Origin of the sequence: Roseovarius sp. A-2, assembly GCF_002072155.1 — a bacterium.
GTDB lineage: Bacteria > Pseudomonadota > Alphaproteobacteria > Rhodobacterales > Rhodobacteraceae > Roseovarius.
Genome location: NZ_BDIY01000018.1, coordinates 45,556 through 65,134, shown reverse-complemented (window position 1 = coordinate 65,134; position 19,579 = coordinate 45,556). Strand labels below are relative to the sequence as shown.

Here is a 19,579-nt window from a genome sequence, read left to right as displayed (position 1 = left end):
GACAACACATTCGCGCTAAATGGATGTGACGATGTAGGGCGTCTTGAACCAGTACTCCTCAAGATTCGTGCCCAGGCCGATGCGGTCCACCACCGCGAATTGTCCAGCCTCGTCCAAAGGCGTGAGTACCCCGTGCCAGACCCCGCGATGCAGGTTTATGGACTGCCCGGGTTCGGTGATGAAGGCGTGCGGCGCGCCGGGCGCCCCTTCTGCATCCTCCGCCACGATCACGAGGCATCGCAACGGCCCTAGCGGGAGAAAAGCCTGACTGCCCAAAGGATGCCGCTCGACCATCTCCACGACATGCGGCAGGTGGCGGGCCTCTGCGTCAAACAGGCTTATTCCGGCGCGACCGCCGTCAAAATCGAGCCGTGCCAGATCGCTGTGCCGGGCGCAAAGGCCCTGATTGATCATCGCGGTGGGCGTCGCACGGGCCTCGATCACGTCGCCGTAGCGGGCGAAATCGGCGGCGGTCAATGGCGCAGCGGTGAGTGGGATGGCCTCGCTCATGCGAACCTCTCGCGCAGGCGCAGGGCGGCGATGCGCTCGACCTGACGGCAGGCCTCGGCGAATTCGGTATCGCTGTCCTGTGCCAGCCGCCGCTCCATGGCGGCACGAATGCTGGCGGTGTCGTGGTCGCGGACGGCGATGATGAAAGGGAAGCCGTGACGCGCCACATAGTCGGCGTTGAGCCGTTCGAAGGCGGCGCGGTCTGCGTCGCTGAGATGGTCGAGCCCCGCTCCTGCCTGTTCCGTTGCGCTCTCGGCGCTTAGGTGACCGGCGGCGGCCAGCTTACCGGCCAGATCCGGATGCGCGCGCAGCACGCTCATCCGCTCCTCGCGGCTTGCGGTCCGAAATGCCCGGCAGAGCACGTTATGCACCCCCGCCGCGCAGTCATGCGCCGGGCCCAGCTCCAAAGCATAGGCGCGCTCGGCCACCCAAGGCGAGTGCTCGAATACCTCGCCGAACCGGGCGACAAAGCGGGCCTGATCCATTTCGCTCGGGCGCTCTGGCCGCTCGGGCGGGTGAACCTTCGCCCAATGCTCGGCGATGTCGATTCGGCGCGGGCACCAGACTCCACCAAAGCCCTGGATATGCTCGATGAAGCGGCGTAGCCCGGCGATTTTGCCGGGCCGTCCGATCAGGCGGCAATGCAGGCCCACGGTCATCATCTTCGGCGCGCCTGCCGCGCCTTCGGCATAAAGCGTGTCGAAGGTATCGCGCAGGTAACTCCCGAACTGCTCGCCGGTGATCCAGCCGGGGGAGGTTGCGAACCGCATATCGTTGCATTCGAGCGTGTAGGGAATGATCAGTTGATCGCGCCCGGTGACCCGTATCCAATGCGGCAGGTCATCGTCATAGGTATCCGAGATATAGTCAAACCGTCCGGTCTCGGCGGCCAGCCGCACGGTATTAGTGCTGCACCGACCGGTATACCAACCGCGCGGCGGCGCGCCGGTCACCTCTTCGTGGAGGCGGATCGCCTCGGCGATGGCGGCGCGTTCTTCGTCTTCCGGCATGTCCTTGTGCTCGACCCATTTCAGGCCGTGGCTGGCGATTTCCCAATCAGCCTCCTGCATTGCCGCCACCTGTTCAGGGCTGCGGGCGAGTGCCGAGGCGACGCCGTAGATGGTCAGCGGAATGCCCGCGCCGGTGAACAGGCGATGTAGCCGCCAGAACCCGGCCCGCGCGCCGTAGTCGTAGATCGATTCCATGTTCCAATGCCGTTGCCCGGGCCAGGGGGCGGCGCCGGGAATGTCCGACAAGAACGCCTCGGAGGCGGGATCGCCGTGCAGAACGCAATTTTCGCCGCCCTCCTCGTAGTTGAGGACGAATTGCACGGCGATGCGTGCGCCATCCGGCCACTGCGGGTCAGGCGGCGTCGGGCCATGGCCGCGAAGATCACGAGGGTAACGTTGCATCAGGCTCCACCGGTTGTTGCGCGCCGGGGTTCCGGCAGGTTCAGTTTAGGACAAGACGATCAAGAGTACTTTCCAATATCACTTGAAAGAGTTCATTCCGAATATGGCTGCCGCGACCTTGTGCACGATGCTTGGCTCGGGCCATGATGCGCGGTGACAAAGGGGGTTGGTATGACAGGCTATCTGACAACGCATGTTCTGGACACCGCACGGGGTCAGCCCGCTGCCGGATTGACGATCGAGCTGTTCAGGATGCAAGGCGAGACCCGCACGCATATTCGCACGCTGACGACCAATGCGGATGGTCGCACCGATGGGCCAATCCTACCGAAGGAGGAGTTCGCGCTCGGCAACTACGAGCTGGTGTTTCACGCCGGGGCCTATCTGGAGGCGTCAGGCATGCCACCCAATACTCCGCGTTTTCTCGACCTGGTGCCGATCCGCTTCGGGATGGCGGAGCCTGCGCATTACCACGTTCCGTTGCTGCTCTCACCGTTTGGATATTCGACCTATCGGGGCAGTTGAACGACTGTTGCGGGTTATTCATTTCGCCTTTGGCCAGCCAACGGATTCAGGCGGCCTGTGCGGCCTGTGCCTCGGTCACGATAGTATAAAGCGTCATGGGATCGGTATTGGCCCGCAACTTTGCGCAGAGCGACGTATCGCGCAGCGTCCGCGATACGAGGGCAAGCGCCTTGAGGTGCTCGACTCCCGCATCCTCGGGCGCAAACAGCGCGAAGGCCAGGTCGACCGGCTGGCGATCCACCGAATCGAAATTTATCGGCTTTTCCAGCAGCGTCAGCACGCCCACCACCTGATCGAGCCCGTCGATTCGCGCATGCGGGAGTGCCACGCCATTGCCAACGCCAGTCGGTCCCAGACTTTCGCGCTCCAAGAGTGCCTCGACGGCGCGGGAGTGCTGCACCCCATAGGCGGCCTCGACGATGAACCCAAGCTCCTGCATCAGGCGTTTCTTGCTGGTGGCCCCCGTAAGGATGCGCACTGCCTCGGGTTTGAGGATCATCGGTAAGTCCATTTGTCGAGCCGCACTGACAGGGGAATTGCCGCCCGTCACCTTATACTAAGGGTCAATCCAGCCGATATTGCCGTCTTCGCGGCGGTACACGACATTGACCGTCTCTTTTCCCTCTTTGCGAAAGACCAGAACCGGTGCCCCTGCAAGCTCCATCTGCATGACCGCCTCGCCGACCGATAGAGAAGGAATTTGCGCTTCCATTTCGGCCACGATGATCGGTTGCAGGCTGTCGGGTTCCGATTCTACCTCCTCGCCATTCGCCGCGAGGATATAAGAGGAAGCCCCGAAGAGTTCAACCGGCTCCGCACGCTCGCGATGGTGATCTTTCAGGCGGCGCTTGTACCGCCGAAGTTGTTTTTCCATTTTTTCGCAGCACGCGTCGAAGGCGGCATAGATTTCATGCGCCTTGGCGCTCGCTTGTGCCGTCAACCCGGTGGAAAGATGCACGATCGCTTCGCAGACAAACTCACTCGCGCTCTTGGAAAAGACGACATTTGCATCTGTCGGACGCTCGGCATATTTGGCGACTGCCGTGCCCAGCTCTTCCTTGACATGCGTTTGCAGCGCCTCGCCGATGTCGATCTGCTTTCCACTGATTTGATAACGCATCTTGTCTCCTTCGCTTGAGAAACCGAAACCGCACGCGGCACGCCTGCGCCGCGATCCTGCCTAGCCTCGGATGCTGATAAACGACATGTGTTTCGATTGTCCCAAGACAGGCCCGTGTCGCGGGGGCCATTCGGGGAACAGCGCGAGAATACAACATGTCATACCCCAATTGACGCGCTTTCACGGCGTCTTGTCAATCGGATTTGCAATCCGTCAGAGCGGATTTGCCGATGACGGCGATCACGAAATCCGAAAGCTGTCACCGAGATAGACCCGGCGCACGTTCTCGTTTTCCACCACGTCCTTTGGGCTGCCGGACATGAGTACTTGCCCGTCATGCAGGATATAGGCGCGATCCACGATCTCGAGCGTCTCGCGAACGTTGTGATCTGTGATCAGCACGCCGATGCCGCGTTTCGTAAGGTCGGTTACGAGGTGCCGGATATCGCCAACCGAGATCGGATCGACCCCGGCAAATGGCTCGTCCAAAAGCAGGTACTTCGGATCGGCGGCAAGGGCGCGCGCGATTTCCACGCGCCGTCGTTCGCCGCCCGAGAGCGCAAGAGCCGGTGCGCGACGCAGATGCTCGATGGAGAATTCCGACAACAATTGCTCTAACCGCTTTTGACGGAGGTCCCTGTCCTTCACGGTCATGTCGAGAATCGCAAGGATGTTGTCCTCGACCGACAACCCGCGAAAAATTGACATTTCCTGCGGCAGATAGCCAATCCCGAGCTTGGCACGACGGTACATCGGCAGGCCGCCCACCTCGCGCCCGTCGATGTAGACATGCCCACCCTCATGCGGCACCAGACCGGCAATCGCGTAAAAGGTGGTCGTCTTGCCAGAGCCGTTGGGGCCGAGCAGGGCCACCACCTCGCCGCGATCGAGCGACAGCGATACATCCCGGATGACCACGCGCTTGCGATAGCTCTTGCGTAGGCATTCGACGCGCAGACCAGTGTCCTCTGCTGCAGGGGCAAGGGACAATTCCGGCCGGGTCATTCGCGCGCCTCCGCCTGCAACAGGGTCTTGACCCGGCCCAAAACCCGCGCCGTTCCCGCTTCGGTATCGACGAACATCACGTCGCCCGCGACTGCGTCCGCGCCCTGCACCACAAGCACGTCGCCGCGCAACTCGATCATCCCGGTCACGACATCATAATCTGCGCGCGCCGCCTCGGCGGCGTCGGTCCCGTCGACGAGGGTGACGCCGCCGGTCGCTTCGATCCGGTCGATGCCACGGCTGTCCGAGGAATAGACCACAAGCACACGCGGCGCGGCGATCCGCATCGCCCCTTGCGCGATCAAGACAGACCCCGCAAAGACGGCTGTATTTTCGTTCTGATTCACGTCAAGACTGTCGGAGGTCACCTCGATCGGCAGGTCGCGATCGCCCGGCGAACTGCCAAAGGCCACCTGTGCGCCCTGTGCTATGGCCACCAGCGGCAGACAAGCGATCACCACTCCGGCCACAATCGGTCTCAAGTCAAACACGTACCTCAATCCCCCCAATCTTCGGGACGGTATACCAGCTTCACACCCCTGGTGAAAAGCAATTCCACGTCACCGCGGTTTGTCTCATCGTGAAGCAGCAGACCTCCGGCAGACAGTTCCCCGAACCGCCCACGCGCCGACAAGGGGTGCGAGGTGCTGACACGGAGCGTGTCGAATCGCGCCTCGAGGTGGTCGGTTTCGATCACGTAGCCGGTCGACGTGGTGATGCGCACGCCGCCACGCAACTCTGCGCTTACCGTCTCAGGCGTGACTGCGGCCCGCTCGGCGTGGATCGTTACTGTGGTGCTGTCGCGTAGGCGGAGCTGCACCACCATGTGATCTGCCGTCGGCCGGTGCAGAGCGGTGTCCCCGGGCCTCGCGATGGCGGCCGAGACGCGGATCTCGTCCCCCTTATCGGTCACACCGGCAAGGACCGGATTTGTAAAGCCCGGATCCTCTGCCCGCTTTTCAAGATCGACCTGCGCGATCGGTATGGATTTCGACGGATCGACGGTTTCCGAGATCAGGAAGACCGTTGACAAAAGGGACAGCGCGGCAAGGGGCAGCAGGATTTTCATCCCTGTCACGATCTGCGAATGTGTGTCGCCGCCCCGTGCCATGCTCAATGGGCGAAAATGTCGATCTCGGGCCAGCCGGCCAGATCGAGCCGGGCGCGCATCGGCAAGAACGCGAAACAGGCCCGCGCCATGTCGGTGCGCCCCTCGCGGGCCAGCCGTTTGTCGAGTTCCTCGCGCAGGCGGTGCAGGTAGAGCACATCCGAGGCGGCGTAATTGAGCTGCGCCTCGGTGAGGGTCTCCGCGCCCCAGTCGGAGGTCTGCTGCTGCTTGGAGATATCGACGCCCAACAGCTCTTGCAGCAGGTATTTCAGCCCGTGCCGGTCGGTATAGGTGCGGATCAGTTTCGAAGCGATCTTGGTGCAATAGACCGGTTCGGCCAGCGCACCGAAGGCATTGTACATCGCCGCGATGTCGAACCGCCCGAAGTGAAAGAGCTTGAGCACATCCGGGTCGCGCAGCAGCCTCTCGAGGTTGGGTGCGCTGGTCTGTCCCTGGGCCACCTGCACCAGATGTGCGTTGCCATCCCCGTCCGAGAGTTGCACGACACATAGCCGGTCACGATGCGGGTTGAGGCCCATCGTCTCGCAGTCGATCGCCACGACGGGGCCGAGATCCAGCCCGTCGGGCAGGTCGTTCTGATAAAGGTGGTTTGCCATCGGATATCCTTGTGCCGCGAGAGGTGCGCGGGCTGTCTGTCATACGGGATCGAAATCCCAATTTTCTTAGGCTGTTTCGGCGCTTGTCTCAACCCGGATTTAGGTCGCCCATGGGGGGAATTCCAGCTCGTGCCGCGCTGGAGAGGGGCAAAGCGGCTTGCGGTCGGCCCGGTGCTCGGCCACAAAGTGACGCAAGAGGAGACAGAACCCATGCCCATGCCCCTGACCAACACCGACCAGACTGATAATCGCGCCGCCGATTTCCTTGCCCGCAGGCTCTATGAGGCGGGCTGCCGCCATGCATTCGGCATGCCGGGGGGTGAGGTATTGACGGTGATGGATGCGCTGGCGCGGGCCGGGATAGAGGTGACGCTGGCGCGGCACGAGAATGCCGCCGCCTTCATGGCCGAGGGCGTCTGGCACCGCACCGGCGCGCCCGGTATCCTCATTGCCACGCTGGGGCCGGGGGTGTTGAATGGTGTGAACGCCATCGCCAACGCGCATCAGGACCGGGTGCCGCTGATCGTGATTTCCGGCTGTGTCGATGCAGATGAGGCGCTGACCTATAGCCATCAGATCCTCGATCACGAGGCGGTTCTGGCGCCGATCACCAAGGCGACGTTCCGCCTGACGGCGCAGGGGGCGGATATCATAGCCGACAAAGCCGTGGGCATCGCCACCGAGGGGCGGCCCGGCCCGGTCTTTATCGATGTGCCGATTTCCGTGGCCGATAGCCGCGTAACCCTGCCGCGCCTGCGCCGCCGCCCCGATGCGGTGCCGATGGTGCCTGCCGTACCAGAGGAGGCGCGCGACTGGCTGGTCAGGGCCGAGCGCCCGGTGATGATCGTGGGGCTCGATGCCGTCAACGAGGGGGCGGGGGCCACAATTCTTGAGGTCGCCGAACGTCTGAACGTTCCGGTGATCACGTCCTACAAGGCCAAAGGGATCATCCCGGAGACCCATCCGCTGTCTCTTGGGGGGGCGGGCCTGTCGCCTTTGGCCGATGGCGTGCTTGTGCCGCTCGTGGAAAAAGCTGATCTGATCCTCTGCGTCGGCTATGACCCGATCGAGATGCGCCCTGGTTGGCGCGAAATCTGGGATCCCGCGCAGGTCAAGGTGATCGACATCGCCGCCGTGCCCAATGATCAATACATGCATCAGGCGACGATGAATGTCGTGGGGGCCTGCGGGCCGTCGCTGGCGGCCATCGCCGAGGGGGTTGCGCCCCGTGCCACATGGCCCGGCGGTGAGGTGACAGAGGCGCGCGCCGCGCTGGCGCGGGCCTTCCCAACCGGTGATGACTGGGGGGCCGCGGCGGTAATCGCCGAGGCGCGTGCCACGCTGCCCACAGACAGCATCATCACCATCGATAGCGGCGCGCATCGCATCCTGCTGTCGCAGATGTGGGTGACGCATCACCCCCACTCGGTGCTGCAATCTACCGCGCTTTGCACGATGGGCTGTGCCGTGCCGCTGGCGATGGGGGCCAAGATCGCCACGCCTGAGACCACAGTCGTCAGTTTCTCGGGCGATGCCGGGTTCCTGATGGTGGCGGGCGAGTTGTCGACCGTGGCGGAACTGAACCTGCCGGTGATCTTTGTCGTCTTTGTCGATGCCAGCCTTGCGCTGATCGAGAAGAAGCAGCGCGAGCGGCAGATGGTCAATCTGGCGGTCGATTTCGGCCATCACGATTTCGCGGCCATTGGCCGGGCCTTTGGCGGGAACGGTGTGCGGGCGACGAACCGGGCGGAGTTGCGCGCTGCACTGGAAGAGGCGCAAAAGGCCGACACGTTTACCGTCATCGCAGCCGAGATCGAACGCGGCTCTTACGACAACCGTATCTGAGGAGATGCCCATGCCCGGCCCATTGGATGGTCTCGTTGTTCTCGACCTTAGCCGCATTCTGGCAGGGCCGACTTGCACGCAGCTCTTGGGTGATCTGGGGGCCGAGGTGATCAAGATCGAGAGCCTTGCAGGCGATGACACGCGGCAATGGGGGCCGCCCTTTGCGGTGGATGCCGAAGGGCGACCCACGGATCTTTCGGCCTATTTCATGTCCTCGAACCGCAACAAGCAATCGGTGGCGGTGGACCTGACCGATCCGCAGGTGCAGAAGATGCTGCATGATCTGGCCGGGCGCGCGGATGTGGTGATCGAGAATTTCAAACCCGGGGGGTTGCGCAAATACGGTCTCGATCACGAGACGCTGTGTGCTACCTATCCGGGCCTTGTCTATTGCTCGATTTCTGGTTTCGGCCAGACCGGGCCGAACCGCGACAAGCCGGGATATGACCTGATGGCGCAGGGCTTTGGCGGGATCATGTCGATCACCGGCGAGGCGGGCGAGGAGCCGATGAAGGTGGGGGTGGGCGTGGCCGATGTGGTCTGTGGGCTATACGCCGCCACGGGCATTCTGGCGGCGCTGCGGCATCGCGATGCGACCGGTGAGGGACAGCATATCGATCTGGCGCTGGTGGATACGACGATGTCCTGGCTGGTCAATCAGGGGCTGAATTACCTGACCTCCGGTGTCGCGCCCACGCGGGCGGGCAACGCGCATCCCAATATCGTGCCCTATCAGGTCTTTGCCACCTCGGACGGTTACGTGATCGTCGCGGTGGGCAATGACAGCCAGTATGCCCGGTTCTGCGACTATCTGGGGCAGCCCGACTGGGCCACTGATCCGCGTTTCGCCACCAACAGCGCACGACTGGCGCATCGCGACACGCTGGTGCCGATGATCGCCGCGGTGCTGGAGACCCGGACGATGCAGGACGTGATCGACGGGCTGGAGGCGCGCAAGGTTCCGGTGGGGCCGGTCAATACGATCGAGCAGGCACTGGAGAGCGATCAGGCGCAGGCGCGGGGGATGACCATCACCCTGCCTGCCCCGCAGACCGGGGCAGGCGAGGTGCGGCTGATCGGCAATCCGCTCAAATTCTCGCGCACGCCTGTCAGTTACCGGTCTACCCCGCCTTCGACGGGCGCGGATACCGAGGCGGTGCTAAAGCGGCTCCGCGACGACCTTTAACCTATCACTACACTTGCGGCACCTTCCGGCTTTCGCGACGGGCGCGATCAGTGCGAGAATGGGCGGATAGACATTCTGGCGGCGCGGCAGACCCACCGCCCACTTGAGATCGCGCGCGCTCAAAGCCTGACGGAAGGGCCTGCTCGATCCGTATCCTGAATCGGCCAGCACGCAGCCGAAACGCGCGCCGGAGGATGGAGCGGCCGCATTCAGGTCTCCGTGCTGTGCCGATGACACCGGGTGATCATTCACGCAGTGATCACCGCGCCCGAAGCCACCATCGCCTCGACCTCTGCCGCGTCATAACCTGCCTCCTGCAACACCTCGCGGCTATGCTGCCCCAGAACAGGTGCCGCGCGGCGCAGGGTGGCGGGGGGCTCGCTGAACTTGACCGGATGTCCCAATGTCTTGACGCGGCCTGCCATCGGGTGATCCACTTCGACGATCATCTCACGGGCAATTGCCTGCGGGTCGGCCTGCATCTCCAGGATATCCAACACCGGCCCGGCGGGCAGCCCCGCCTGCTCCATCCGCTCCAGCCAGACCGCCGAGGTCTCGTGGCGCAGATAGCCGTTGAGGATCTCCTCCAACTCTCCCAGATGCTGCATCCGGTCGTGGTTGGAGGCAAAGCGCGCGTCGTCGTTCAGCTCCATCGCGCCAATCACGTCAAGAAACCGCAGCCAGTTACGCTGATTGGCGGCGCCCACGTTGATCCAGCCATCCGCCGTCTCAAATGCCTGATAGGGACCGTTGAGCGGATGCGCCGAGCCCATCGGGCCGGGCGCCACGCCGGTGGCGAAGGCAATCGCCGATTGCCAATAGGTCTGGGTGATCGCTGCCTCGAAAAGCGAGGTGTCGACCTTTTGCCCCTCGCCGGTCTGCAACATCCGTGCGTAGGCGGCGGAAACCCCCATCGCTGCGACGATCCCCGCCGTGATGTCCGAGACCGGCGCACCGGTCTTGACCGGGGGCCGCCCCGGCCCCTCGCCAGTGATCGACATCAGCCCCGACATGCCCTGCGCGATAAGGTCAAATCCGCCGCGCTGCGCATAGGGGCCGGTGCGGCCAAAGCCCGAGATTTCGCAATAGATCAGCCGCGGATTGATCGCGCGCAGCTCCTCATATCCCAGCCCCAGCCGTTCCATAGTGCCCATGCGGTAATTCTCGATCACCACATCGGCGTCTTCCAGCAGACGGTGCAGCGCCTCGACCCCCTGCGCATCCTTAAGGTTCAGCGCCACGCCCCGCTTGTTGCGGTTCATCATCATGTAGGCGGCGGACTCGCCTTGGATCGCGGGCGGCACAAACCGGCGGCTGTCATCGCCATCGGGCTTTTCTACCTTGATCACATCCGCGCCCATATCGGCCAGCATCAGGCCACAGACCGGTCCGGCCATGATATGCGCAAGCTCGATCACCTTCATCCCCGCAAGGGGGCCTGTCTGCGTCATGTCCCGCTCCATACGGGCTTTTCCTTGTTTAGGAACGCCTCCAGCCCGTGGCGGAAGTCGCGGCTCATGTAACACATCTCGATGAGGTCGGCGTCCTCGACCCGTGTAGCGGCGCTCACCCGGCGCATCGCCTCTTTCGTGGCGCGCAGTGTCAGGGGGGCCATCTGCGCCAGCGTGTCGGCCAGTTCCCCGGCGCGGGCCATCAGGGCGTCTTCGTCCTCCAGCACCTCGGTGATCAGGCCACAGCCCTGCGCCTCGTCGGCGCCGATCAGGCGGGCGGTAAAGATCATTTCGCGTACTCGCCCTGCCCCCATCAAAGACGACAGCCGCGCCAGATTGGCGGCAGCCAGGCAATTGCCAAGGGTGCGCGCGATGGGAAAGCCGAACTTGAGGTTTGCGGTGGCAATGCGGATATCGCAGGCCCCGGCAATCGCGGCCCCGCCCCCGGTGCAGGCCCCGTTGATCGCGGCGACCGTGGGCAGCGGGCAACGCTCAACCGCCTCCAGCACGCGCTCGATGCGCGCCTCGTAATCAAGCGCATCCTGCGCGCGCTCGAATGCGCGAAACTGCGTCATGTCGGTGCCCGCCGCGAACGCCTTGCCCCCCGCGCCATGAATGACCACGGCGCGAATGCTGCCATCGGTCGGCACCTCGCGGCACAGCTTGGCTAGCCCTTCGTACATCTCGAAGGTCAGCGCATTGCGCGCCTGCGGGCGGTTGAAGGTGATCCAGAGCGTGTGGCCCCGGACCTGCGATGCGAGTTCGCTCATGGCAGCCCCCTAGCGGTAAAAGTATTCGACGAGGAACAGCGGCACCGACGGCACATAGGTGCACAGCATCAGCACGACCAGAAGCACCAGCACGAACCAGATATTGACCTTGGACACCTCCCAGATATTGGCTCGCGCCACCGCGCAGGATGTGATCAGCACCGAGGCCACGGGGGGCGTCTGCTGACCGATGGCAAGGTTCAGCGTCACAACCAGACCGAAATGCACCGGGTCGATACCCGCCGCCGTGATCAGCGGCATGACAATCGGAATCACGAGGATGATCGCCGCAGCCGAGTGCAGAAAGAACCCGATCACCAGGAAGAAGAAGTTGAGAATGAGCAGGATCGCCCATTGCTGATCTGTAATGTTGAGAATGCCCTGCGCCAGTTGCTGCGGGATCTGCGCGCGGGTGAGGAACCCGCCCATCAGCACCGAGGCCGCGACCAGCAGCATCACGACGGCGGTCTGCATGCCACCATCGAGCATGGCACGGCGCAGATGAGCGATGTCGATCTGCCGATACCAGGCCGACACCACGATGGCCGCGATCACTGCCAGCCCTGCCGCCTCTGTCGCGGTGACGAATCCGCCGAAGATGCCGCCAAGGATGATCACCGGCAGCGTGAAGGCGGGCAGCGCGTCTATGAAGGTCTCGCGCAGGCGCGGGATGTTGAACGCCTCTTCGGTCGGCAGGTTGTAGCGGCGGGCGAAGATATAGGCGACCATCATCAGCCCGAACGCGCCCAGAAGGCCCGGAACCACACCTGCGACGAACAGCTGCTCAACCGAGGTGTTGGCCGACGCCGCATAGAGGATCATCGGGATTGACGGCGGGATGATGATTGCCAGTGAGGCCGAAGATGATGTGACGGCCGCCGAAAGCTCCTTGGAATAGCCGCGTTTCTTCATCTGCGGGATAAGGATTGATCCCATCGCCGCCACATCCGCTACCGCAGAACCGGAGATTTCGGCGAAAAACAACGATACGCCGATATTGACCATGGCGAGGCCACCGCGGACGAAGCCGATGATCGCCGAGACGAAATTGATCAGCCGGTCGGTGATGCCGCCCGCGTTCATGATCGCACCCGCCAGCACGAACATCGGGATCGCAATCAGCGAGAATTTGGTCGAGCCGTCATACATGTCGAGCGCGATCGTCACGAGGCTACCCGCCCCTTCGGTGACCAGAAGCCCCATGACGCCTGCAAGTGCCAGCCCGATCGCGATCGGCACGTTGATGCAGATCATCGCCACGAGGGCTAAGAAAATCGCCAGCATCAGCATCAGCCGCGCTCCTTGTTCTTTTCCATTTCGGTTTCGACCTCTTCCTCGATCTCGGCATGCTCAAGCGATATGCCTTGCGCCGTCTTGGCCCAGTAATGCGGCAGGCTCAGCAATTGGCAGATGATGAAGAGTATGGCACCGATGGGGATGACCGATTGAGTGAATTGGATCGGCACCCAAGGCAGTGAGGTCAGGCTGTCACCCTCCAGCACTTCCAGCACTTGAAAGCCCGCTCGCGCCATCAGCACGAAGAAGATGAGCACAAGCGCCTCGCCCACCAGCACCGCCATCATCCGCGCGCGGGGCGGGATGGCCAGCAGCACCGAGTCGAAGCCGATATGCCGCCGGTGCAGCGCGGCGAGCGCCGAGCCATAATAGGTGATCCAGGCAAGCATGATCGCCGCCACTTCGTCATACCAGGAAAAGCTCTGCCCCATCAGGCGGGCGAGCACGGCCACGATCACGATGGCGGTTAGGCCGACCATAAGCAGAACGGTGGTCCATTCCAGAAGACTGCTTGCGATCCGGTTTGTTCGGTGAAGGAGAGGGTTCATTCGGGCCTGTCTTGCGCTGCATCAACCCCTACCGTCACGCAGGCGCGCCGGGATCGGGCCGTCATTCATGTGTCAGGGATCATCCGGCGGCCCCGGTCAGGGCCACCGGAGGGGTGCTTAGCTTGCGTTGCCAAGCGCGAGCACCTTGTCGATCATCTCCTGCCCGCCATCGACCTCGGCAGCAAAGGCTTCGTAGATCGGCTTGGAGGCGGTGATGAAGGCGTCCTTGTCGGCCTCGTTCACCTCGACGCCCGCGTCCTTGATCACGCCGAGCAATTCGGTCTCAAGCTCCGCCGCCTTCTCATAGGTGAAGGTCTGGGTCTCTGCCGCGCAGTCGCTCAGCATCGCCTGTACCTCTTCGGAATGCTTGCCGAAGTGTTTTTCCGAGGCGAGGATATAGGCAGGCGTGTAGACATGCCCGGTGATCGACAGATACTTCTGCACCTCCTGAAACTTGGCCGAGGCGATCTGCGCATAGGGGTTTTCCTGCCCGTCGATCACGCCGGTCTGCAGCGCGGTAAACACGTCCGAGAACGCCATCGGGGTCGGGTTCGCGCCGTATTGCTTGAACATCTTCACGCGCCATTGACCATTGGGCGTGCGCAGCTTGACGCCTTGCAGATCCTCGGGCGTGTTGATCGGGCGGATATTGTTGGTGATGTTGCGAAAGCCGTTCTCGGCCAAGCCCACAATGTGATAGCCATTGTCGTTGGCCGCGCCCTGAAACGTGTCCATCATCGCATCCTGCACGCGGCGCATATGGTCGCGATCCTTGATGATATAAGGCATCTCGAAAATGCCGAAAACGCTGTCGACCGAGGACATCACCGACGAGGGCAGCGCGAAATCGACCTGCCCCAGCTTGAGCTTCTGCAACAGCTCCTTGTCCTTGCCAAGCTGTGACGACCCAAAAGTCTGTACTTCAACCGAGCCGCCGGATTTCTCGGCCACGCAGGCGGCGTAGTGATTGGCGGTCGCCTCGAAGAGCGAACCGGGCGCGCCGACATGGCCGAATTTCAACGTCGTGTCGGCCGCCGTGGCGGGCAGGGCCGCGAACGAGGCCACAACGGCTGCAATCAGTGTTTTTTTCATTATCTTTCCTCCCTTGGTTTCAATGTCCCGCACGGCTCCGTCCGCACGGTGGTCTTTGCGTTGCCCGAACATCTCGGGTGCGTCCCGCGCAGGCTCCTCCTCCCGCGCGGAACATCCACCGTCAGGCGGCGGCGCGATTGGCCTGGGCGGTCTGCCCCAGGACGTCCATCGCGGCCTGAACCCCGCCCGCGCTATATGGCACGCCGGCATCGCGCAGGCCCATTTCCACACCGGCCAGCGTGCCGATCAGCATCAGATCGTTGAAATCGCCCAAGTGCCCGATCCGGAACACCCGGTCGGCGACCTTCGAGAGGCCATTGCCAAGCGACATGTCGTAATTGCGCAAGGTGACAGCGCGGAAATTGTCGGCCGAATGCCCCTCGGGCACCATCACCGCCGTCAGCACCGGCGAGCGGTCGGAGGGCGTGTTGCACAGCACCTCCAGCCCCCAGGCCTCGACCGCCGCGCGCGCCGCCCTACCGTGCCGCTGATGCCGGGAAAAGACATTTTCCAGCCCCTCCTCGTGCAGCATGTCAATCGCCTCGTTGAGACCATAAAGCAGGTTGGTCGCGGGCGTGTAAGGGAAATAGCCGGTGTCGTTCGGCCCTGCCATCTCGGACCAGCTCCAGTAGGAGCGGATTAGCCCCGCGCTCTCGGACGCGTTCATCGCCTTGTCGCTGATGGCATTGAACGACAGGCCCGGCGGCAGCATTAACCCCTTTTGCGAGCCCGCAACCGTCACATCCACGCCCCACTCGTCATGCCGGTAGTCGACCGAGGCGAGCGAGGAAATCGTATCGACCATCAAGAGCGCCGAGTGGCCCGCCGCGTCGATGGCGCGGCGCACGGCGGCCACATCTGTAACAGAGCCGGTCGAGGTCTCGTTATGCACGACGCAAACTGCCTTGATGTCTTGGCCTTTGTCGCCGCGCAGATGCTCCTCGATGGCCGCCGCGTCGGCCCCGCCGCGCCAGTCGCCCTCGATGAAGACGGGGTTCAGGCCCAGCTTTTCGGCCAGCTTCTTCCACAGGGTCGCGAAATGCCCTGTCTCATACATCAGCACCGTGTCGCCCGGCGACAGCGTGTTTACCAGTGCGGCTTCCCACGCGCCGGTGCCGGACGATGGGTAGATCACCACGCGGCCTTCGGTTTGGAAGATGCTCTTCATCCCCTCAAGCGCCTTGCGCCCAACATCGGCAAAGGCCGGGCCACGGTGATCCATCGTCGGATAGTCCATTGCCCGCAGGATGCGGTCAGGCACGTTCGACGGCCCCGGGATTTGTAGAAAATGGCGGCCAGCAGGCATGTCGTTCCTCCTCAAGATGACGGCACCTGCGCCCGCGAGGGGCCGAGTGGCGAAGACTCGGGTGCAGGTGAATTTTGTTGAATTGAATTCTGAATTCAATATTCTGTCAAGACATTATCTCAAACCACGACCGGATCGGGGGACCATGCTGGACAGCGCCATTCAAGACCGCCTCAGCCGCGAGCTGCGGGGGGAGGCCCGTTTTGACGCCTTCTCACGCGGGCGATATGCGACCGATGCCTCGATCTACCAGATTATGCCAGCCGGCGTGATCGTGCCGCGCACGCCCGAGGATATCGCCGCCGCCATCGAGGCCGCCCGCACCGCTGAAATCCCGCTTACAATGCGCGGCGGCGGCACCTCGCAATGCGGGCAGACGGTGAATTCCGGGCTGATCGTCGATTGCTCCAAGCACCTCAACCACGTCCTTGAGCTGGATGTAGAGGGGCGGCGTGCGGTGGTCGAACCGGGAATCGTTCTGGATGATCTCAACCGCGCGCTGAAACCGCATGGGCTGTGGTTTCCGGTTGATGTCTCCACTGCCTCGCGCGCCACCATCGGTGGTATGGTTGGCAACAATTCCTGCGGCTCACGCTCGCTGCGTTATGGCACGACGCGCGACAATGTCACCCGAATCGAGGGCTATCTCGCCGATGGCACCCCGTTCGATTTCGGCCCCGGATCAGGTAATCGCGTGCCCGAACAGCTCTTGCGGCAGATGCTTGATCTCGGGGCGCGCGAGGCCGAGGAGATCGCTGCGCGCTTCCCACAGGTGCAGCGCCGGGTCGGCGGCTACAATATCGACGCGCTGGTGCCCGGCGACAGACCCATCAACCTCGCCCATCTTCTGATTGGCTCCGAGGGCACGCTCGCCACCTCCACCGCCATCGAGATCAAGCTCTCTCCCCTGCCCTCCAAGACCCGCGTCTTGGGGGTGTGCCATTTCCCGACCTTCCGCGCTGCGATGGAGGCCGCGAAATCGCTGGTGGCGCTTGGCCCCACCTCGGTCGAACTGGTCGATTCGACGATGATCGACCTCGCCCGCGCGATCCCGCTATATGCGAGAACGCTGGAGCAATTCGTGAGAGGCGCCCCGGCGGCGATGCTGCTGGTGGAATTCGCTGACAGCCCGCCCGAGAACGAAGAGAACATGCGCCGCCTGGCCGACACCCTGTCGGATCTCGGCTACGGGTTCGGCAAGGGCGGCAGCCACGAGGGCGGTGTCGTCGAGGTCTGGGATATGACGCTTGCCGCCGAGATCGGAGAACTGCGCAAGGCGGGACTCAACATCATGATGTCGATGAAGGACGAGGGAAAGCCCGTGTCCTTTGTCGAGGATTGTGCCGTGCCGCTTGACTATCTCGCGGATTACACCGACCGGCTGACCGAAGTCTTTCATAAGCACGGCACCACCGGCACATGGTACGCCCACGCCTCCGAAGGATGCCTGCACGTGCGCCCGGTGCTCAACCTCAAGCTGGAGCAGGACGTGCGCAAGATGCGCGAGATTGCCGAAGCCGCGTTCGAGATGGTGCGCGAGTACAAGGGCTCGCATTCCGGCGAGCATGGCGACGGTATCGTGCGCTCCGAGTTTCACGGCGCGATGTTCGGGCCGCGCATCCTGCGTGCCTTCGAGGAGGTCAAGGCGGCCTTCGATCCCGACACCCGGCTCAACCCCGGCAAGATCGTCCATGCGCCGAAGATGGATGACCGCAGCCTGATGCGCTATCCGCCGGGCTATGATTTCGCCGATCTCAAGACCGGGCATGACTGGTCTGCCTGGCCCGGAAAGGGCGGTGGATTTCAGGGCGCGGTCGAGATGTGCAACAATAACGGTGCCTGCCGAAAGCTGGCGGGCGGCGCGATGTGCCCCAGCTACCGGGTGACGCGCGATGAGCGCGACGTGACCCGGGGCCGCGCCAACACGCTGCGCCTCGCGCTCTCGGGGCGCTTGGGCAAGGACGCGCTCTTTTCCGACGAAATGGCCGAGACGATGAAGCTCTGCGTCAGCTGCAAGGCCTGCAAGCGTGAATGCCCCACCGGCGTGGACATGGCCAGGATGAAGACCGAGGTGCTCTATCAGCGCGGCCAAAAGCTTGGGTTCGGCTTGCGCGCCCGGCTGATTGCAGAGATGCCGCGCTATGCACGCCTCGCCGTGGCGCTGCGGGGCCTCATAACCCTGCGCAACCGGGTCCCGATTCTGGCGGCCCTGGGCGAACGGCTTACCGGGCTGGCGCGTGCGCGGTCACTGCCGCTCTTTCGCGGCGATTATTTTCGCGACGCCGAGGTAAAGCGCGCCCGCGCCGCGACCAAGGCGGGCAAGGTCATTCTCTTCACCGACTCGTTCAACCGCTGGATGGAGCCGGAGATCCCCCGTGCCGCGCTGCGCGTCCTTTCCCGTGCGGGCTACGAGGTGATCACCGCCCACGCCCCCGGTCGCCCTCTCTGTTGTGGTCGCACTTATCTGGCGGCGGGGATGATCGACAAGGCGCGCGCCGAGGCCCAGCGTACCCTTGATGCGCTCCTGCCGCATATCCGCGTGGGCGTGCCTGTGGTGGGGCTGGAGCCCTCGTGCCTGCTGACCCTGCGTGACGAGTTTCTGACGCTTTTGCCCGGCGACGACGCGCGGCTCTTGTCGGAAAATGCCCTTCTCTTCGAGGAGTTCATCGCCCGAGAATCCCGCGCCGGAAAGCTTAAGTTACCGCTTGGCCATCTTGAGCAAACCGCCCACGTCCACGGTCACTGCCATCAAAAAGCGGCGGGCGTGATGGGCGATATGGGGCAGGCGCTGGCGCTCATCCCCGGGCTTGACCCGCAAACCATCGAGAGCAGTTGCTGCGGCATGGCAGGGGCGTTCGGCTATCAGGCGGAAACCATCGAGGTCTCGCAGAAAATGGGCGAATTGTCCCTGCTGCCCGCCGTGCGCGCCGCTGCGCCCGAGGATCTTCTGATCGCCAATGGCACCTCCTGCCGCCACCAGATCGCCGACGGCACCGACCGCCGCGCGCTACATATCGCGGAAATCTTCGACAGGGCGTCGGAAAATGCTGTAAGGGAAGGCCGCAACGATGGATGACCAAAGCCAAGAGGCCCCGATGACCCTCCTCAAACCTGATCCGATCGGCCGCACGGCGCTGGCCGTCGAGATCACCAACCGCCTGCGGCAGATGGTCCTCGAAGGGCAATTGCAGCCCGGTGAAAAGATCAACGAGAAGGCCCTGACCGAACAATTCGGCGTCTCGCGCACGCCATTGCGTGAGGCGCTCAAGGTGCTGGCCGCCGAGGGGCTGCTCGATCTCATTCCGCATCGCGGTGCCGTGATCACCCGCCAGAGCGAGGCTGAACTGGCCGAGGTATTTCGGGTGCTGGCCGCCCTCGAAGGGCTGGGCGGGGAACTCGCCGCGGAACAGGCAACGGATGCGACCCTGCAAGAGATAAAGCGCCTGACACAGGATTTGCGCCGCACCTTCGAGCAAGCGGACCGGCCGACCTATTTCCGCATCAATCAGGCGATCCATAACGCCATTCTCGGGGCAACCGGAAATGACACGCTGCTGCGGTCGCATGAATTGCTGGCCTTTCGCGTTCAGCGCGCGCGCTATCAGGCCAATCTCACGCCGGAACGCTGGCGCGCGGCGGTCGAGGAGCACGAGGCCATCGCACAGGCGCTCTGCTCCCGCGATGCCGAGCGGTCGGGAAAGTTGATGAAAGAGCACCTTCTGCGCAAGTTCCATTCGATCCGCGGCAAGGCGCAGGACTGAAGCATCGCCGACCATGAGGCCTGAGCA

Annotated in this window: 20 protein-coding genes; 5 read left to right on the top strand and 15 right to left on the bottom strand. The window is 63.4% G+C overall.

The window, feature by feature from the left end:
- Window positions 1-15: 15 nt before the first annotated feature.
- Window positions 16-510 (bottom strand): ureidoglycolate lyase, encoded by a 495-nt coding sequence (locus BHD06_RS16900; RefSeq protein WP_080458156.1) that lies wholly within the window; start codon window positions 508-510, stop codon window positions 16-18.
- On the bottom strand, window positions 507-1,922 hold the full coding sequence (gene puuE / locus BHD06_RS16895) for an allantoinase PuuE (protein ID WP_080458155.1): 1,416 nt from the start codon (window positions 1,920-1,922) through the stop codon (window positions 507-509). The genes BHD06_RS16900 and puuE overlap by 4 nt, the downstream gene beginning before the upstream one ends.
- A gap of 171 nt (window positions 1,923-2,093) precedes the next feature.
- On the opposite strand from puuE, the gene uraH reads away from it, so the two are divergent.
- Entirely contained in the window at window positions 2,094-2,447 is a 354-nt protein-coding gene (uraH, locus tag BHD06_RS16890; RefSeq protein ID WP_080458154.1) for a hydroxyisourate hydrolase, read from the top strand.
- Window positions 2,448-2,493: 46 nt separating this feature from the next.
- On the opposite strand, the gene BHD06_RS16885 is transcribed toward uraH, so the two are convergent.
- The 6 genes from BHD06_RS16885 to BHD06_RS16860 all read right to left on the bottom strand — a co-directional run bounded on the left by BHD06_RS16885 (window position 2,494) and on the right by BHD06_RS16860 (window position 6,297).
- A complete protein-coding gene (locus BHD06_RS16885) occupies window positions 2,494-2,958 on the bottom strand; it encodes a PTS sugar transporter subunit IIA (RefSeq protein WP_080458153.1) in 465 nt (154 codons plus the stop codon).
- Between the two features lie 45 nt (window positions 2,959-3,003).
- The gene (gene hpf / locus BHD06_RS16880; RefSeq protein WP_080458152.1) at window positions 3,004-3,567 is read right to left on the bottom strand and encodes a ribosome hibernation-promoting factor, HPF/YfiA family; all 564 of its coding nucleotides are present in this window, start codon (window positions 3,565-3,567) and stop codon (window positions 3,004-3,006) included.
- Between the two features lie 240 nt (window positions 3,568-3,807).
- Window positions 3,808-4,572: an LPS export ABC transporter ATP-binding protein gene (gene lptB / locus BHD06_RS16875; RefSeq protein WP_080458151.1), complete on the bottom strand. Its 765-nt coding sequence runs from the start codon at window positions 4,570-4,572 to the stop codon at window positions 3,808-3,810.
- A complete protein-coding gene (gene lptA, locus BHD06_RS16870) occupies window positions 4,569-5,063 on the bottom strand; it encodes a lipopolysaccharide transport periplasmic protein LptA (protein WP_254892456.1) in 495 nt (164 codons plus the stop codon). Before lptA ends, lptB begins: the two co-directional genes overlap by 4 nt.
- A gap of 5 nt (window positions 5,064-5,068) precedes the next feature.
- Window positions 5,069-5,641, bottom strand: coding sequence for an LPS export ABC transporter periplasmic protein LptC (lptC, locus tag BHD06_RS16865; protein WP_176214388.1), 573 nt, complete (start codon window positions 5,639-5,641; stop codon window positions 5,069-5,071).
- A gap of 44 nt (window positions 5,642-5,685) precedes the next feature.
- Window positions 5,686-6,297: a ribonuclease D gene (locus BHD06_RS16860; protein WP_080458149.1), complete on the bottom strand. Its 612-nt coding sequence runs from the start codon at window positions 6,295-6,297 to the stop codon at window positions 5,686-5,688.
- Window positions 6,298-6,507: 210 nt separating this feature from the next.
- Between BHD06_RS16860 and BHD06_RS16855 the strand changes: the two genes are divergently transcribed.
- Together BHD06_RS16855 and BHD06_RS16850 are read left to right on the top strand one after the other, a co-directional pair.
- Window positions 6,508-8,142 (top strand): thiamine pyrophosphate-binding protein, encoded by a 1,635-nt coding sequence (locus tag BHD06_RS16855; RefSeq protein WP_254892455.1) that lies wholly within the window; start codon window positions 6,508-6,510, stop codon window positions 8,140-8,142.
- A 10-nt stretch (window positions 8,143-8,152) separates the two neighbouring features.
- The gene (locus BHD06_RS16850; RefSeq protein WP_080458148.1) at window positions 8,153-9,328 is read left to right on the top strand and encodes a CaiB/BaiF CoA-transferase family protein; all 1,176 of its coding nucleotides are present in this window, start codon (window positions 8,153-8,155) and stop codon (window positions 9,326-9,328) included.
- Here the strand turns inward: BHD06_RS16850 and BHD06_RS24405 are convergent.
- From BHD06_RS24405 to BHD06_RS16815, 7 genes are all read right to left on the bottom strand, one after another.
- The gene (locus BHD06_RS24405; protein WP_376764857.1) at window positions 9,302-9,565 is read right to left on the bottom strand and encodes a transposase; all 264 of its coding nucleotides are present in this window, start codon (window positions 9,563-9,565) and stop codon (window positions 9,302-9,304) included. The two genes, BHD06_RS16850 and BHD06_RS24405, sit on opposite strands and share 27 nt — an antisense overlap.
- A gap of 11 nt (window positions 9,566-9,576) precedes the next feature.
- Window positions 9,577-10,779, bottom strand: coding sequence for a CaiB/BaiF CoA-transferase family protein (locus BHD06_RS16840; protein ID WP_176214387.1), 1,203 nt, complete (start codon window positions 10,777-10,779; stop codon window positions 9,577-9,579).
- A complete protein-coding gene (locus BHD06_RS16835; RefSeq protein ID WP_080458146.1) occupies window positions 10,776-11,549 on the bottom strand; it encodes an enoyl-CoA hydratase in 774 nt (257 codons plus the stop codon). Before BHD06_RS16835 ends, BHD06_RS16840 begins: the two co-directional genes overlap by 4 nt.
- Window positions 11,550-11,558: 9 nt before the next feature.
- Entirely contained in the window at window positions 11,559-12,839 is a 1,281-nt protein-coding gene (locus BHD06_RS16830) for a TRAP transporter large permease (protein ID WP_080458145.1), read from the bottom strand.
- Entirely contained in the window at window positions 12,839-13,393 is a 555-nt protein-coding gene (locus BHD06_RS16825; RefSeq protein ID WP_080458144.1) for a TRAP transporter small permease, read from the bottom strand. The genes BHD06_RS16830 and BHD06_RS16825 overlap by 1 nt, the downstream gene beginning before the upstream one ends.
- 117 nt (window positions 13,394-13,510) lie before the next feature.
- A complete protein-coding gene (locus tag BHD06_RS16820) occupies window positions 13,511-14,485 on the bottom strand; it encodes a TRAP transporter substrate-binding protein (RefSeq protein ID WP_080458143.1) in 975 nt (324 codons plus the stop codon).
- A 121-nt stretch (window positions 14,486-14,606) separates the two neighbouring features.
- Window positions 14,607-15,791: an alanine--glyoxylate aminotransferase family protein gene (locus BHD06_RS16815; RefSeq protein WP_080458142.1), complete on the bottom strand. Its 1,185-nt coding sequence runs from the start codon at window positions 15,789-15,791 to the stop codon at window positions 14,607-14,609.
- 145 nt (window positions 15,792-15,936) lie between these two features.
- Here BHD06_RS16815 and BHD06_RS16810 point away from each other — a divergent pair, with 145 nt between their 5' ends.
- Both BHD06_RS16810 and BHD06_RS16805 read left to right on the top strand, forming a co-directional pair.
- Window positions 15,937-18,867 (top strand): FAD-binding and (Fe-S)-binding domain-containing protein, encoded by a 2,931-nt coding sequence (locus BHD06_RS16810; RefSeq protein WP_139784774.1) that lies wholly within the window; start codon window positions 15,937-15,939, stop codon window positions 18,865-18,867.
- Window positions 18,868-18,886: 19 nt separating this feature from the next.
- On the top strand, window positions 18,887-19,552 hold the full coding sequence (locus tag BHD06_RS16805) for a GntR family transcriptional regulator (protein WP_254892454.1): 666 nt from the start codon (window positions 18,887-18,889) through the stop codon (window positions 19,550-19,552).
- Window positions 19,553-19,579 lie beyond the last annotated feature (27 nt).